Source organism: Phyllobacterium sp. OV277 (assembly GCF_900104355.1).
GTDB lineage: Bacteria > Pseudomonadota > Alphaproteobacteria > Rhizobiales > Rhizobiaceae > Phyllobacterium.
Genome location: NZ_FNIY01000001.1, coordinates 474,608 through 488,587, shown reverse-complemented (window position 1 = coordinate 488,587; position 13,980 = coordinate 474,608). Strand labels below are relative to the sequence as shown.

Genomic DNA, 13,980 nt, shown 5'->3' with positions numbered 1-13,980 from the left:
CACATCTGTCAGAACATCCGCCCGTTTTGGCTGGAATTTTGTGTCTATGGATTCTATCAAGGGTTTATGACCACAAATCCTTCGCGCCGAATCCGCCTGACATCGTCTTTCCGTTCCTTCATTGAGAGCGAGGCCTCTGGTGGCATCATTCTGATGGTGGTGGCGGCATTGGCGCTGATCATTGCCAACTCACCCCTCAGTGATGGCTATTTTGGTCTTCTGAAGACTTATATTGGCGGTTTGAGCATTCTCCATTGGGTGAATGATGCGCTGATGGCCGTGTTCTTCCTGCTGGTGGGGCTCGAAATCAAACGTGAAATGATCAGTGGCCAGCTTTCCAACTGGTCACGCCGCGCATTGCCGGGTTTTGCGGCGGTCGGCGGCATGGTTGTTCCGGCACTGATCTTTCTTGCCTTCAACAGTGGCGGTGAAACGGCACGCGGCTGGGCCATTCCCTCGGCTACCGATATCGCCTTTTCGCTTGGCGTTCTCTCGCTGCTTGGCTCGCGCGTTCCCCTGTCGCTCAAGGTTTTTCTGACGGCGCTGGCCATTATCGACGATCTCGGTGCTGTCATCATCATTGCGCTGTTCTATTCGGGTGGGTTGAATATTGCCGCTGTCGCAGGCGCGGCGGCTGTGTTCATCATTCTGATGGCGATGAATCGTATGGGCATGGTGCGGCTCTGGGCCTATCTCGTTCTGGGCGTCATTCTGTGGATTCTGGTGTTCAAGTCGGGCATCCACGCGACGATTGCCGGTGTGCTCCTCGCCCTGACCATTCCAATGCGCGGCGCCAAAGAAGAGAGCGGGGCGGTCGAATCGCCACTTCTCAAGCTGGAGCATGCCATTCAGCCATGGGTTGGCTTTGCCATCGTGCCAATCTTCGGTTTTGCCAATGCCGGTGTTTCCTTCAGCGGCGTATCACTGTCCAATCTTGCTGATCCCGTGCCGCTTGGCGTGGCAGCCGGTCTTTTCATCGGCAAGCAGATTGGCGTTTTTGCCTTTGCGTTCCTTGCCATCAAGCTCAAGCTGGCGGAACGGCCCGCCGGGGCAAGCTGGTTCCAGATTTATGGCGTTTCGATCCTCTGCGGCATCGGTTTCACCATGAGCCTGTTTATCGGTCTTCTGGCATACGCAAATTCGCCATTGTTGCAGGATGAAACAAAGCTGGGCGTGCTGCTCGGGTCGCTGCTTTCCGCCGTTGTTGGCGCTGCGCTTCTGCGCATGTCGTTGACGCGGTCGCCAAAGGCGTGATCGCGAAAGGCGAGACACGGGCGCGGACCTACAATATTGCGGAGTTGAACGGGAGGCCGTCCTGATGTCGGAATTGCATAGTGGATCATGTCTGTGTGGCGCTATCCGCTTCAAGACGCGCGGTGAGCTGCGCGGGATTGTTTATTGCCATTGCTCCCAGTGCCGCAAACAGTCAGGCCATTTCTATGCGGCAACCAATGTTCAAAATGACGCCATTACCATTACAGGTGAAGAACACATCAAATGGTACGCGGCCAGCGAATATGCGGCGCGCGGTTTCTGCAAGAATTGCGGCTCGGTGATGTTCTGGAAACATCATGATCTCGATTACATCTCGGTGATGGCAGGGTCGTTCGACAAGCCGACAAATCTGCAAGGCGAAGTGCATATCTTCGTTGGTGACAAGGGCGACTATTACGACATTCAGGACGGCTTGCCGAAATATGTGGCGAGTGGCGGCGGTGTTGTGGTCGCTGGCGACTGAACACGACCCCAAACCGTCCCTGAAGCCCAAACTGCGCGTGAAGGCCAAACTTGCACGAGAAGGATTGACGCCGCCTGATCTGGCCTTATAGCTGCCGTTTACGGGAAGGACGAGAGCGGACCATGCAGCGGCTATTATTGGCATTCGTCAATTCCATGCGCGCGCTCAGGCATCTGGCGGTGCATGAAAAGGCAGTTCAGCAGGAACTGATCCTGTTTATCCTTTCAGTTCCTGTTGCCGCAGCCATTGCCCCCTCGCTGCTTTCCTTTCTGGCGCTGACAGGTTCGATGCTGTTCCTGATCATGATTGAGGTGCTAAATACCGGCATTGAAGCCGCCTGTAACGCCGTATCGCGCGATTTCCAGCGGGACATCCAGATCGCCAAGGATTGCGGCTCACTTGCCGTATTGATCTCGGTTGTTCTTGTGGCAACCGTCTGGTTCTATACGGTGTGGACCGTGTTTATTGCCTGAAGCCGAGTCGCCGGAGCAGCTTTTGTCTCTGCGGCAAATTTGCTCCGGGCTCTTGTTTAACATCCAGCGAAACGATATATGTTCAATATGAGCAAAAATCCTGTGACTCCCGATATTCTCCGCATCGCCATCGCCCAGCTCAATCCTGTTCTGGGTGATATCAGGGGCAATCTGGCCAAAGCCCGCGAAGCCCGCGCCGATGCCGCGCGGCAGGGCGCTGACCTTGTGCTGTTTACGGAACTGTTCATTTCGGGCTATCCGCCTGAGGATCTGGTGCTGAAAGCCGCCTTCATCGAAGCCTGTGAAAAGGCCGTCAAGGAATTCGCGGCTGACACATCGGATGGTGGCCCCGGTGTCATCATCGGCACACCGCTGCGGCGTGAAAGCGGGTTGCACAATTCTGCTCTGCTGCTGGATGGTGGCAAGGTGATTGCGGAGCGCTTCAAGGTTGATTTGCCAAATTACGGCGAATTTGATGAAAAGCGCGTGTTTCAGCAGGGGCCAATGCCGGGACCAGTGAATTTCCGCGGTATCCGCATCGGCATTCCGATCTGCGAGGATATCTGGGGCGATCTCGGTGTCTGCGAGACGCTGGCCGAGAGCGGGGCGGAAATCCTGTGTGTTCCCAATGGCTCCCCCTATTACAATGGCAAGGTGGATGTGCGCCATCAGGTCGTGTTGCGTCAGGTGATCGAGACCGGCCTGCCGCTGATTTTTGCCAATCAGCTGGGCGGTCAGGACGATCTGATTTTCGACGGCGCATCCTTTGCCTTCAATGCGGACAAGAGCATCGCTTTCCAGATGTCGCAGTTCGAGGAACAGCTGATTGTCACCACATGGCGGCGGGGCGAGGGCGGGTGGTCCTGCTCGGAAGGCCCCATGTCGAAAATCCCTGAAGGTGAGGAAGCGCAGTATCGCGCCTGCCTGCTGGGGCTGCGCGATTATGTCAACAAGAACGGCTTCAAGGATGTGGTGCTCGGCCTTTCCGGCGGTATCGACTCGGCGATCTGCGCGGCTCTGGCCGTCGATGCGCTGGGTGAAGAGCGGCTGCGTGCGGTCATGATGCCCTACACCTATACGTCAAAGGATTCGCTGAAGGATGCCGAAGATTGCGCCAAGGCGCTTGGCTGCCGCTACGATATCGTGCCGATTTTCGAGCCTGTCGAGGGCTTTTTGAAAGCGCTTGGGCCAACATTCGAGGGCACCAAACAAGGCATTACCGAGGAAAACCTGCAAAGCCGCGCGCGTGGCACGATCCTGATGGCCATCTCCAACAAGTTCGGCTCCATGGTTGTCACCACGGGCAACAAGTCGGAAATGTCGGTGGGCTATGCCACCCTCTATGGCGACATGAACGGCGGCTACAATCCGATCAAGGATATCTACAAGATGCAGGTCTACGCCATGTCAGAATGGCGCAACAAAAACGTTCCGGCGGGTGGTCTTGGCCCATCCGGCGTGGTGATCCCGGAAAATATCATCAACAAAGCCCCTTCAGCCGAACTGCGTGAAAACCAGACGGATCAGGATTCGCTGCCGCCCTATCCGGTGCTCGATGATATTCTCGAATGTCTGGTTGAGAACGAGATGGGCGTGGATGAAATCGTCGAGCGCGGACATGAGCGCAAGACGGTCGAGCGGATCGAACATCTGCTTTATCTCGCCGAATATAAGCGTCGCCAGTCAGCGCCGGGTGTGAAGGTGACGCGCAAGAATTTCGGTCGTGACCGACGTTATCCGATTACCAACAGGTTCAGGGATCGGAGTTAGTCTTAGATTTATATCTGCAATGATGGGGTTCGTGGTTCGTGGTTCGACAAGCTCACCATGAGGCCCTTCGACAGGCTCAGGATGAGGAGAGGGGTGATGTAAGGGAGCCAAGTTCTGCAACCTTTATGACCTGCAATCTCTGCGATTATCGTTGCATCCACCCAAGCCCCTCATGGTGAGCTTGTCGAACCACGAACCACGTCATTGCAGCCCAATTTGAGAGCGTAAAACCTGCGACCAAAGTCTAGTGTTGCAATCGCGCCGCACCCATTCTCCAAAAACACCTGCACAAAAACAGGCGCTTGGCGACCCGGTGCGATTCACCTATAAGCCAACATTCCGGCAATCATGCCCGGGAGGTTTAGAATGGCAGCTTTTTCAATGTCCCCTCGGGGCGGCGTCCGTTCCTGACATGTGATGATGAAAAGCCCTGATGGCTTTTCAATTGACTTCACCGGTCAAGAACTATCATCGCCGACCTTGGCCTTTCCTGTATTCAGGCAAGTCGCCAAACCAAATATGCCGTATTGAGTCCCTGATACCGTTACGCGGCATTCTCGTCTGAAATTTATTATGAGGCCGGTGTGTTTTGCACCGGACGATTGTCATGGCATTTTTACGTATAGCCTTGCGCGGCGGAGCTTTCCGCAGCGTTCTCGGATTCACTTGGGTTCACTGGCAAAAACAGCCGGTGCGCGTGGCCCTTATTCTTGGTGCAGTGTTGATTTCGACGCTGGCCGACGTGTTGACACCGCTCTATTCCGGGCGGCTGGTTGACGCGGTGGTCAATGGCGCGGCAACGGAAACCGTTGTCTGGGATGCCGCAATGGCGGCGTTCTCGACCCTCATTGCCTTGTCACTGGGGGCGATCATCCTGCGACACATCACCTTCATGGCGATTGTTCAACTGACGTTGAAGACGATGTCGGATATCGCATCCGGGGCATTCTTCCGCGTTCAGCGGTTCTCGACCGATTGGCATGCCAACAGCTTTGCCGGCTCGACCGTGCGCAAGATCACGCGCGGCATGTGGGCGCTTGATCTGCTCAACGATACGCTCTTGCTGGCGCTGTTTCCGTCTGTCGTCATGCTTGTCGGCTCGACAGTGCTGATGGCCTGGTACTGGCCAATGATGGGCGTCATTATCGGTCTGGGATCGCTTGTTTTCGTCAGTGTCACGGTCCTGATGTCGCTTGGCTATGTTGCGCCGATGGCAAGCCTTGCCAATCGCTGGGACACCAAGCTCGGCGGTTCGCTGGCTGATGCGGTCAGCTGCAACATGGTTGTGAAGGGCTTCGGCGCGGAAAAGCGCGAGGATGCACGTTTGCAGAAGGTTCTGTCCAAGTGGCAGGATCGGACACGGCGGACGTGGATTCGCGGGACCCGCAACGGCACCACACAGGGTTCGATGCTGCTCATTCTGCGGGCGGCGGTCATCGGCTTTGCCCTGTGGTTATGGTCGAAGGGGCAGGCAAGTGCGGGTGATATCACCTTCGTGCTGACATCGTTCTTCATCCTGCAGGGCTACCTGCGCGAAGTCGGTATGCACATCCGCAATTTGCAGCGTTCGATCAACGACATGGAAGAGCTGGTTGACATCCAGAGTCAGCCGCTTGGCATTGATGACCGGTCCGACGCAAAGCCGATCCAGATCACCAATGGCAAGATCGTCTTCGACAATGTGACGTTCCACTACGGGGCACATCGGGCACCGCTTTATGACCGGTTCTCGGTAACGATCCGGGCAGGCGAGCGGGTTGGTCTTGTCGGCCATTCCGGCTCGGGCAAGACCACGTTCGTCAAGTTGATCCAGCGTCTGCACGATGTGAAGGCGGGGCAGATCCTGATTGATGGTCAGGACATTGCCTCGGTTACACAGGCATCCCTGCGCCAGCAGATTGCCATCGTGCAGCAGGAGCCGATCCTGTTCCACCGGACGCTGGCCGAGAACATCGCCTATGCGCGGCCATCAGCCACGCAAAGCGAGATCGAGGAAGCGGCTCGGCAAGCCAGTGCGCATGACTTCATTATGGCTCTGCCGAAGGGGTATGGCACATTGGTGGGCGAACGCGGTGTCAAACTCTCCGGTGGTGAACGCCAGCGTGTGGCCATCGCCCGGGCTTTCCTTGCGGATGCTCCGGTTCTGATTCTGGACGAGGCAACATCGAGCCTTGATTCCGAATCGGAAGTGCTGATCCAGCAGGCGATGGAACGGCTGATGCTGGGCCGGACGACATTGGTGATTGCTCACCGACTGTCCACGGTGCGGGCGCTTGACCGGCTGCTGGTGTTCAGCCACGGCCAGATCGCGGAAGAGGGCAACCATGAAGCGCTGATCCGCCTGAATGGCGGGATCTACCGCAGCCTGTTCGAACGGCAGGCTCTGGAGTTGACCAAGGGTCTCGTTCTGGCGGATGACTGATAGAGTGGTTTCTCCTCGCCGGGTTTTAGCTCGGCGGGGAGGTTGTAAAAGGTGAGTGGTGCGTGGTTCGTGGTTCGTGGTTCGTGGTTCGTGGTTCGTGGTTCGTGGTTCGTGGTTCGTGGTTCGTGGTTCGACAAGCTCACCATGAGGGAGAGGGGTGCTGTAACGCTAATCGCCAACGTTGCAGAGCTTGACTCCCTTGCATCCACCCAAGCCCCTCATGGTGAGCCTGTCGAACCACGGACCACGAACCATGTTGCTGCTCCTTCTAATCTTCCTACAAGGTTTGCAGAACCATACCGCGTGGTTCGACAAGCTCACCATGAGGGAGAGGGGTGATGAAAGGGAGCCAAGTTCTGCAAGCTTTGTGATCTGCGATCCTTGCGATTATCGTTGCATCCACCCAAGCCCCTCATGGTGAGCTTGTCGAACCACGAACCATGAACCACCACCCACGAACCACACACGATAGTCCCGCAACGACCCCATTCAATTTGAACATATTGATCTTCACGCCTCGTTCCGATATGCCCGAGGCATGACCATTACCGTCCGTTTTGCACCATCTCCGACCGGCTATATTCACATTGGCAACACCCGCACAGCCCTGTTCAACTGGCTGTTTGCGCTGAAGAACAATGGCCAATTGATCTTGCGCTTTGACGATACCGACGTGGAGCGTTCGAAGACTGAATATGCCGAAGCTACAGCTGCTGACATTGCATGGCTGGGTATCAAGCCTGTTCGGGTCGAGTACCAGTCAAAACGCTTTGCCTTCTATGATGCGGCGGTCGAGAAGATGAAGGCATCGGGTGTGCTTTACCCCTGCTACGAGACAGCGGAAGAGCTGGAACGCAAGCGAAAGCTGCGGCTTGCACGCCGTTTGCCACCTGTCTATGGCCGGGATGCGCTGAAGCTGACGGCGGAAGACCGGGCGAAGCTGGAAGCGGAAGGCCACCGCCCGCACTGGCGTTTTCTCCTGCCGAACTTCAAAAGCGATCCGTTTGCGCCTGAGCGTACCATTGTCGAATGGGACGACATTGTGCGCGGGCCTGAGCATGTTGATCTTTCATCGCTTTCCGATCCGGTGCTGATCCGCGAGGACGGCACCTATCTCTATACGCTGACTTCGGTGGTCGATGATATCGACATGGGTATCACGCACATCATTCGCGGCGATGATCATGTCACCAATAGCGGTGTGCAAATCTCGATTTTCGAAGCGCTGGGCGCGAAGGCGCCAGAACTTGGCCATCACAATCTGCTGACCACCGTTTCGGGCGAGGGGCTTTCCAAACGGACTGGCGCTTTGTCCGTTGGCAGTCTGCGGCGCGATGGATACGAGCCAATGGCTGTCGTTAGCCTTGCCGTTTTGACCGGCACTTCCGAAAATGTGGTGGCGATGCCCGATATGGCGACGCTTGCCGCAATATTCGATCCGAAAGCCACGTCGAAATCATCCTCGAAATTTGATCCGGCGGAACTTGATACGCTCAACCGCACGATCATCCATGCGATGCCATTTGAAGTCGCAAAGGACCGTCTGCAGGAGATGGGTATCACCGGCGATAAGGCTGAAGCTTTCTGGCTGGCGGTGCGCGGCAACCTTACCCGTGTTGCCGATGCGGCGCTCTGGTGGAAGATCGTTCAGGACGGCCCTGTTGGTGACGAGCCTCTGGCCGCAGAGGATCGCGACTTTGTTGTTGCCGCGTTCGATCTCCTGCCACAGGAGCCGTGGAGCCGCGAGACCTGGAAAGAGTGGACCGAAGCCGTGAAGGCGCAGAGCGGGCGCAAGGGCAAGCCTTTGTTCATGCCGCTGCGCATAGCGCTTACTGGGCTGGCTTCTGGCCCGGAACTCGCAGATTTATTGCTCCTTCTTGGTCGGGAAGGAACGTTGGCCCGACGACCCTGACTTTGCGGTTGGGGTCAATTGGCTTGTCCGGCGTCAGTGGTTTCGGCTGTTCCGCTTCGACTTTCGGTACCGCCGGTTCTCCAAGCTGAATAATTGATGACGGCTTTTTCTCTGTTGCCACCGGTGCCGGAGCTGGTTCGACATTGGTTTCAATTGGCTTGACCGGTTGCGCAGGTTCAACTTTTGTCTGTACCGGCGCTGCAGGCTTGGTTGGCTCGGTTGTATTGCCTGGATTGCCCGCAGGCGGCAGCGGTTCAGCCGTCACAGGGGCGACAGGCTTGATTGGTTCGGCTGGCGCGAGGGTTCCTGCCGGTTGAGTAGGCTCGCTGGGTTGTGCAGGTTCAGCCGTTGGCGCTGTCAGCACTTGCGGCGCCGGTTTGGCCGGTTGCTTGGCAATGTCCTTCGGATTTCCCAAGGTGGTGTAGTTTCCCGCTGTTCTCTGGCAGGTGCATTGCGGGGTGCCGTTCGCGCCGACTTTGCGGAATTTGAAAGCGTAAGGCATATCCGTATAGGCCTGCCCCTGCAGGGAGGTCATCTGGTCGACAGTTTCGCCGCGTGTTGAGTGATAGAACAGTTTTGCACCGGGGCATTGCGCCTGACATTGTGCTTCGTCGCGACCAAAGTTTTCGGCGCCGGTCGCATAGGAAATGGGGAAATAGTAGCCGTCACAGGTGCGCACGCACAGTGTCTGGTACTGTCCGCCATAAACGGGTGCGTTGCTTTCCTCAGGCTCGGACTGTTCCGGTTGTTCATTGCCGAGGATTTCGTAAGGCCGCCGCCGCGGTTCCTGTTCGTGTGGCCGGATAACGCGGTCATAGTCTTCGGATGATGGGCAATTATTGGCATCCATCGCCGCTTCAACGCGGTCACGTCGCAGGTTGAGTTCATATTCATCGCTGACAAAATCATTGTTGATTTCACGCAGCCGCTGTTCCATGCGGGCGCAAGCGTCCGATTGAGCCGCCGCAAACTGCGGCGTCAGCAGAAGTGCGCCTATGGCCAACGCCGCAAATTGTATGAACCGTTTCATATGGTGCCCGAGCCCTGCAAGATCATGCGCAGCCAAACTGGCTGATTGCGCATGAACCATCCATGAACGTGCGGCAGCAATAAGACGGCAGCGCGCTATTCGACGCGCTGCGAAGCCTCAACTACCGCCAGAGCCGTCATGTTGACGATACCGCGCGATGTCACAGATGGCGTCAGGATATGCGCCGGTTTGGCCGCACCAAGCAGAATTGGCCCAACATGCAGCGCGTCCGTGACTGACTTCACCACGTTGAGCGTAATGTTGGCCGCATCGAGATTGGGGAAAACCAAAAGATTGGCTTCACCGCTCAGGCGGGAATGCGGCAGAACACGCTCGCGCAGCATTTCCGACAAAGCGGAGTCGCCATGCATTTCGCCGTCCTGTTCCAGATCCGGCGCCTTTGCCCGCAGGATTTCCGAGGCGGCGCGCATCTTGGCGGCACTGTCGGAATCGCGCGAGCCAAAATTGGAGTGCGAGAGCAGGGCGGCCTTGGGCTCGATGCCGAAACGGCGTATTTCATTGGCGGCAAGCACCGTCTTTTCCGCTATCTCTTCGGCTGTTGGATCGATGCTGACATAGGTGTCTGTCAGGAACAGAATGCCGCGCTGGGAGATCAGCAGGCTGAGGGCCGAGAAATTGCGGATACCCTCCAGCTTGCCGATGATCTGGTCAACATTGCGCAAATGACGTTCGAAACGACCTTCGAGGCCGCAGATCATCGCATCAGCCTCGCCGCGAACAAGGGCGAGTGCCGCAATCACCGTACCGCTGGCGCGGACCATGGTGCGGGCAACTTCCGGCGTCGTACCACGGCGACCGGTCAGGTTAACCAGCAAATCCACATAATCGCGATAGCGCGGATCGTCCTCAGGATTGATGATGTCGAAATCGGTGCCGAGCTTGATTTTGAGACCATAGCGCTTCAGGCGCGTTTCGATGACCTGCGGGCGGCCGATCAATGTCGGGATTGCCGTGCCTTCTTCAAGCACCACCTGAGCGGCGCGCAGAACGCGCTCATCTTCACCATCCGCATAGATAACCCGCTTCTTCTCGGCGGTACGTGCTGCGGTGAAGATCGGCTTCATGATGAGGCCGGAGCGGAAGACAAAGCGGTTCAGCTTGTCGAGATAGGCGTCGAAATCCTCGATCGGACGATCAGCGACGCCGGTTTCCATGGCGGCTTTGGCCACAGCCGGAGCGATACGCAGGATCAGGCGCGGATCAAAGGGCGAAGGGATGAGGTAGTTGGGGCCGAAGGTTGGGGTTTCGCCTGAGTAGGCGCGCGCGGCGACATCAGATGGTTCTTCGCGGGCCAGCGAGGCGATAGCCTTGACCGCCGCCATCTTCATTTCTTCGTTGATCGCCCGCGCACCGCAATCGAGCGCGCCGCGGAAAATATAGGGGAAGCATAGAACGTTGTTGACCTGATTGGGGAAATCAGACCGTCCGGTGCAGATCATCGCGTCAGGGCGGGCGGCGCGCGCCTCATCGGGCATAATCTCAGGATTGGGATTGGCAAGCGCCATGATCAGCGGGTTCGCCGCCATCTGCTTAAGCAGTTCGGGCTTTAGAACTCCGGCAGCTGATAGGCCGAGGAACACGTCGGCACCGCCAATGACATCGGCCAGCACGCGTGCATCGGTCTTCTGGGCGTAGACGGACTTCCAGCGGTCCATTAATGTGTTGCGGCCATCATAGACCACGCCGTCAAGATCGCAGACCCAGATGTTCTTGCGGTCAGCACCGAGCTTGACGAGAAGATTGAGGCAGGCAAGCGCTGCGGCACCCGCGCCTGATGCGACGATTTTGACCTTGGACAGGTCTTTGCCTGCCAGTTCCATGCCGTTGAGAATGGCCGCAGCGACGATGATGGCTGTGCCGTGCTGGTCATCATGGAAGACGGGGATATTCATCTTGGCACGGAGGATTTCCTCCACATCAAAGCATTCCGGCGCCTTGATGTCTTCGAGGTTGATGCCGCCGAAGGTGGGTTCGAGCGCGGCAACGACGTCAACGATCTTGTTGATTTCCTGCGCATCGATTTCGATATCGAACACGTCGATATCGGCGAACTTCTTGAACAGAACAGCCTTGCCTTCCATGACGGGTTTGGACGCGAGCGGGCCAATATTACCGAGGCCAAGAACCGCAGTGCCGTTGGATATAACCGCTACGAGGTTGGCGCGGCTGGTATAGTCGGCTGCCGTCGCCGGGTCGGCATGAATGGCAAGGCAAGGTGCAGCGACACCGGGGGAATAGGCAAGGGCAAGGTCGCGCTGATTTCCAAGCGGCTTGGTCGCCTGGATTTCCAACTTACCCGGCTGGGGAAAGCGATGGTAAAACAGGGCGCTTTCGTCAAGGTCAGATAGGTCGGGCGTGGTGTCCTTGGCCATAGATCATATCCTCCGGAAAATTGGCTTGTCGCATCTTGGGATTTGCGATTCAATCTTTTTAGCATGCATAAATGACATGAAGAGCCATAAATGAAGTGCATTTTGTTACAAGTGTTTATCTTTAGAAATCATATACTTTTTACCGGCGTCATAAGACTGTGACATGAATCAGGTTTCTGTCAGACCAAAGGTACCCTCGTGTACCGGTGCTGAACGGAGATCAGCCTCATGGATGAGCCAGAGACACGTAAGTTTCGCACGCTCTTTTTGTCCGATGTGCATCTTGGTTCCAAAGGCGCCAAGGCGAACTTCCTGTTGGACTTTCTGAAGTACCACGATGCCGACACCATCTATCTCGTCGGTGATATTGTTGACGGATGGCGTCTGCGCCGCAGCTGGCACTGGCCGCAAGAGCACAATGATATCGTGCAGAAGCTTTTGCGCAAGAGCCGCAAGGGCGCACGTATCCTTTACATTGCCGGTAACCACGACGAGTTTCTGCGCGACTTTCAGGGTACGCATTTCGGCGGCATCGAGGTTATGGACCGCACGATGCACGAAACGGCCGATGGCCGCAAATTTCTGGTGATCCATGGCGATCAGTTCGACGTTGTTGTGCGCAATGCGCGCCATATCGCCTATCTCGGCGACTGGGCCTATGATGCGGCACTGGCGATCAACACTGTCATGAACAAGGTCCGGCGCATGCTTGGCCTGCGCTATTGGTCATTCTCCGCCTGGGCAAAGTTCCGGGTGAAGAAGGCCGTCAACTTCATCGGCTCGTTCCAGACTGTCGTTTCCGAGGAAGCCCGGCGCATTGGTGCGGACGGGGTTATCTGCGGCCATATCCACCATGCAACGATCGAGCAGATCGACGGCATTGAATATATCAACACGGGCGACTGGGTTGAAAGCTGCACGGCCATTGTTGAACATAATGACGGCAAGATGGAGCTTATCTCCTGGACGCACCTGATTGGCGAGAATGCGGGCTTTGCACCAGTGGTCAAACTTGAAGACAAGCGCCCGAAGGCGGCGAATGCAGCCTAAGTGGATTTCCGCACAGGGATTGATCCAATGAAAAGGCTCGTTATCGTTTCGGACGCCTGGCATCCGCAGGTCAATGGCGTGGTGCGCACCCTGACCAAATTGCGTGAACAGATGGAGGCGCGCGGCGTCGAGGTGACTATTATCTCGCCCGCAGATTACCGCTCTGCACCATGCCCGACCTATCCGGAAATCCGGTTGGCACTGACCCATCCAGCTGCGGTCAAGGCTCGGATTGAGGCATTGCAGCCCGCCTTCGTGCATATCGCCACCGAAGGCCCGCTCGGTATCATGGCGCGGCGCGCCTGCCTGAAGAACAAATGGCGCTTCACCACCAGCTTTCACACGCGCTTTCCCGAGTACTTACGTGAGCGCCTGCCTGTTCCGCTTGGCTGGACCTATGGTTTTCTGCGCCGCTTTCACAATGCCGCCGAAACCTGTCTCGTTCCGACGCAATCGATCTATGATGAACTGACCGAGCGCGGTTTCGATACTTTGCGGGTGTGGACGCGCGGCGTTGATCGCGACCTGTTCCGCCCGCAAGCGGATGTTGATCTGGGCCTCGCGCATCCGATCTTTCTCTGCGTGGGCCGCGTTGCACCGGAAAAGAACCTTGAAGCGTTCCTTTCGCTTGATCTGCCGGGAACCAAGCTCATTGTTGGAGATGGTCCCGATATGGAAGCGCTGAAACAAAAGTTTCCCGCCGCTGTCTTTGTCGGCAAGAAAGAAGGCGAGGAACTTGCCCGCCACTATGCGGGGTCCGACGTCTTTGTCTTTCCGAGCCGCACCGATACGTTCGGTCTGGTGCTGCTTGAGGCGATAGCCTGCGGGCTTCCGGTTGCCGCCTATCCGGTTGCCGGACCAAAGGACGTGATCGGCGCAACAGGTGCCGGCGTTCTGTCAACCGATCTACAGCAGGCAGCGCTCGGCGCGCTTTCCATGGGCCGCATCGATCCTGATACCACGCTGGAAGGTTTCAGCTGGGAAGCATGCGCCGACATTTTTGAGGAAATCCTCACGGCGATTGTCGGCGCCAAGCAACAGATCAGCCACCAGGCGAAGGCAACGCGAGCGGTATCTGCGCGCTGATCGAACATTTCCTGCTTTCACGATAATTGCGCTGAATACCTCTCATGTTTCTAGGCAGTTGGGGCAAATCATGATATTTCGGGAGACGGCTAGTTGATATATTAGT

General features: G+C 56.8%; 10 protein-coding genes. 8 read left to right on the top strand and 2 right to left on the bottom strand.

What is annotated here, in order from left to right:
* Positions 1-66: 66 nt before the first annotated feature.
* From nhaA to gltX, 6 genes are all read left to right on the top strand, one after another.
* On the top strand, positions 67-1,254 hold the full coding sequence (gene nhaA, locus BLU05_RS02490; protein WP_091877626.1) for a Na+/H+ antiporter NhaA: 1,188 nt from the start codon (positions 67-69) through the stop codon (positions 1,252-1,254).
* A 64-nt stretch (positions 1,255-1,318) separates the two neighbouring features.
* Positions 1,319-1,738, top strand: coding sequence for a GFA family protein (locus BLU05_RS02485; RefSeq protein ID WP_091877624.1), 420 nt, complete (start codon positions 1,319-1,321; stop codon positions 1,736-1,738).
* 122 nt (positions 1,739-1,860) lie between these two features.
* Positions 1,861-2,211 carry a diacylglycerol kinase gene (locus BLU05_RS02480; RefSeq protein WP_091877622.1) on the top strand — a complete coding sequence of 117 codons (351 nt, stop codon included), beginning with the start codon at positions 1,861-1,863 and terminating at the stop codon, positions 2,209-2,211.
* A gap of 87 nt (positions 2,212-2,298) precedes the next feature.
* A complete protein-coding gene (locus tag BLU05_RS02475; RefSeq protein WP_091878434.1) occupies positions 2,299-3,981 on the top strand; it encodes an NAD+ synthase in 1,683 nt (560 codons plus the stop codon).
* A 607-nt stretch (positions 3,982-4,588) separates the two neighbouring features.
* Positions 4,589-6,403, top strand: a complete 1,815-nt coding sequence (locus BLU05_RS02470) for an ABC transporter ATP-binding protein (RefSeq protein ID WP_091877620.1) — start codon at positions 4,589-4,591, stop codon at positions 6,401-6,403.
* A gap of 538 nt (positions 6,404-6,941) precedes the next feature.
* Positions 6,942-8,315: a glutamate--tRNA ligase gene (gene gltX / locus BLU05_RS02465; protein ID WP_091877618.1), complete on the top strand. Its 1,374-nt coding sequence runs from the start codon at positions 6,942-6,944 to the stop codon at positions 8,313-8,315.
* Here gltX and BLU05_RS02460 read toward each other — a convergent pair.
* Together BLU05_RS02460 and BLU05_RS02455 are read right to left on the bottom strand one after the other, a co-directional pair.
* On the bottom strand, positions 8,233-9,345 hold the full coding sequence (locus tag BLU05_RS02460) for a DUF2865 domain-containing protein (RefSeq protein WP_175540505.1): 1,113 nt from the start codon (positions 9,343-9,345) through the stop codon (positions 8,233-8,235). The genes gltX and BLU05_RS02460 overlap by 83 nt on opposite strands.
* Positions 9,346-9,440: 95 nt before the next feature.
* Entirely contained in the window at positions 9,441-11,738 is a 2,298-nt protein-coding gene (locus BLU05_RS02455) for an NADP-dependent malic enzyme (protein ID WP_091877614.1), read from the bottom strand.
* Positions 11,739-11,966: 228 nt separating this feature from the next.
* Between BLU05_RS02455 and BLU05_RS02450 the strand changes: the two genes are divergently transcribed.
* Both BLU05_RS02450 and BLU05_RS02445 read left to right on the top strand, forming a co-directional pair.
* Complete coding sequence (locus BLU05_RS02450) at positions 11,967-12,788, top strand: UDP-2,3-diacylglucosamine diphosphatase (protein WP_091877612.1); 822 nt, start codon at positions 11,967-11,969, stop codon at positions 12,786-12,788.
* A 27-nt stretch (positions 12,789-12,815) separates the two neighbouring features.
* Complete coding sequence (locus tag BLU05_RS02445; RefSeq protein WP_091878433.1) at positions 12,816-13,874, top strand: glycosyltransferase family 4 protein; 1,059 nt, start codon at positions 12,816-12,818, stop codon at positions 13,872-13,874.
* Positions 13,875-13,980 lie beyond the last annotated feature (106 nt).

What these genes read in the sequence shown, in the direction of transcription:
- nhaA (WP_091877626.1), top strand. Translation starts at nt 67, where the DNA reads ATGACCACAAATCCTTCGCGCCGAATCCGCCTGACATCGTCTTTCCGT.
- BLU05_RS02485 (WP_091877624.1), top strand. Translation starts at nt 1,319, where the DNA reads ATGTCGGAATTGCATAGTGGATCATGTCTGTGTGGCGCTATCCGCTTC.
- BLU05_RS02480 (WP_091877622.1), top strand. Translation starts at nt 1,861, where the DNA reads ATGCAGCGGCTATTATTGGCATTCGTCAATTCCATGCGCGCGCTCAGG.
- BLU05_RS02475 (WP_091878434.1), top strand. Translation starts at nt 2,299, where the DNA reads ATGAGCAAAAATCCTGTGACTCCCGATATTCTCCGCATCGCCATCGCC.
- BLU05_RS02470 (WP_091877620.1), top strand. Translation starts at nt 4,589, where the DNA reads ATGGCATTTTTACGTATAGCCTTGCGCGGCGGAGCTTTCCGCAGCGTT.
- gltX (WP_091877618.1), top strand. Translation starts at nt 6,942, where the DNA reads ATGACCATTACCGTCCGTTTTGCACCATCTCCGACCGGCTATATTCAC.
- BLU05_RS02460 (WP_175540505.1), bottom strand. Translation starts at nt 9,345, where the DNA reads ATGAAACGGTTCATACAATTTGCGGCGTTGGCCATAGGCGCACTTCTG.
- BLU05_RS02455 (WP_091877614.1), bottom strand. Translation starts at nt 11,738, where the DNA reads ATGGCCAAGGACACCACGCCCGACCTATCTGACCTTGACGAAAGCGCC.
- BLU05_RS02450 (WP_091877612.1), top strand. Translation starts at nt 11,967, where the DNA reads ATGGATGAGCCAGAGACACGTAAGTTTCGCACGCTCTTTTTGTCCGAT.
- BLU05_RS02445 (WP_091878433.1), top strand. Translation starts at nt 12,816, where the DNA reads ATGAAAAGGCTCGTTATCGTTTCGGACGCCTGGCATCCGCAGGTCAAT.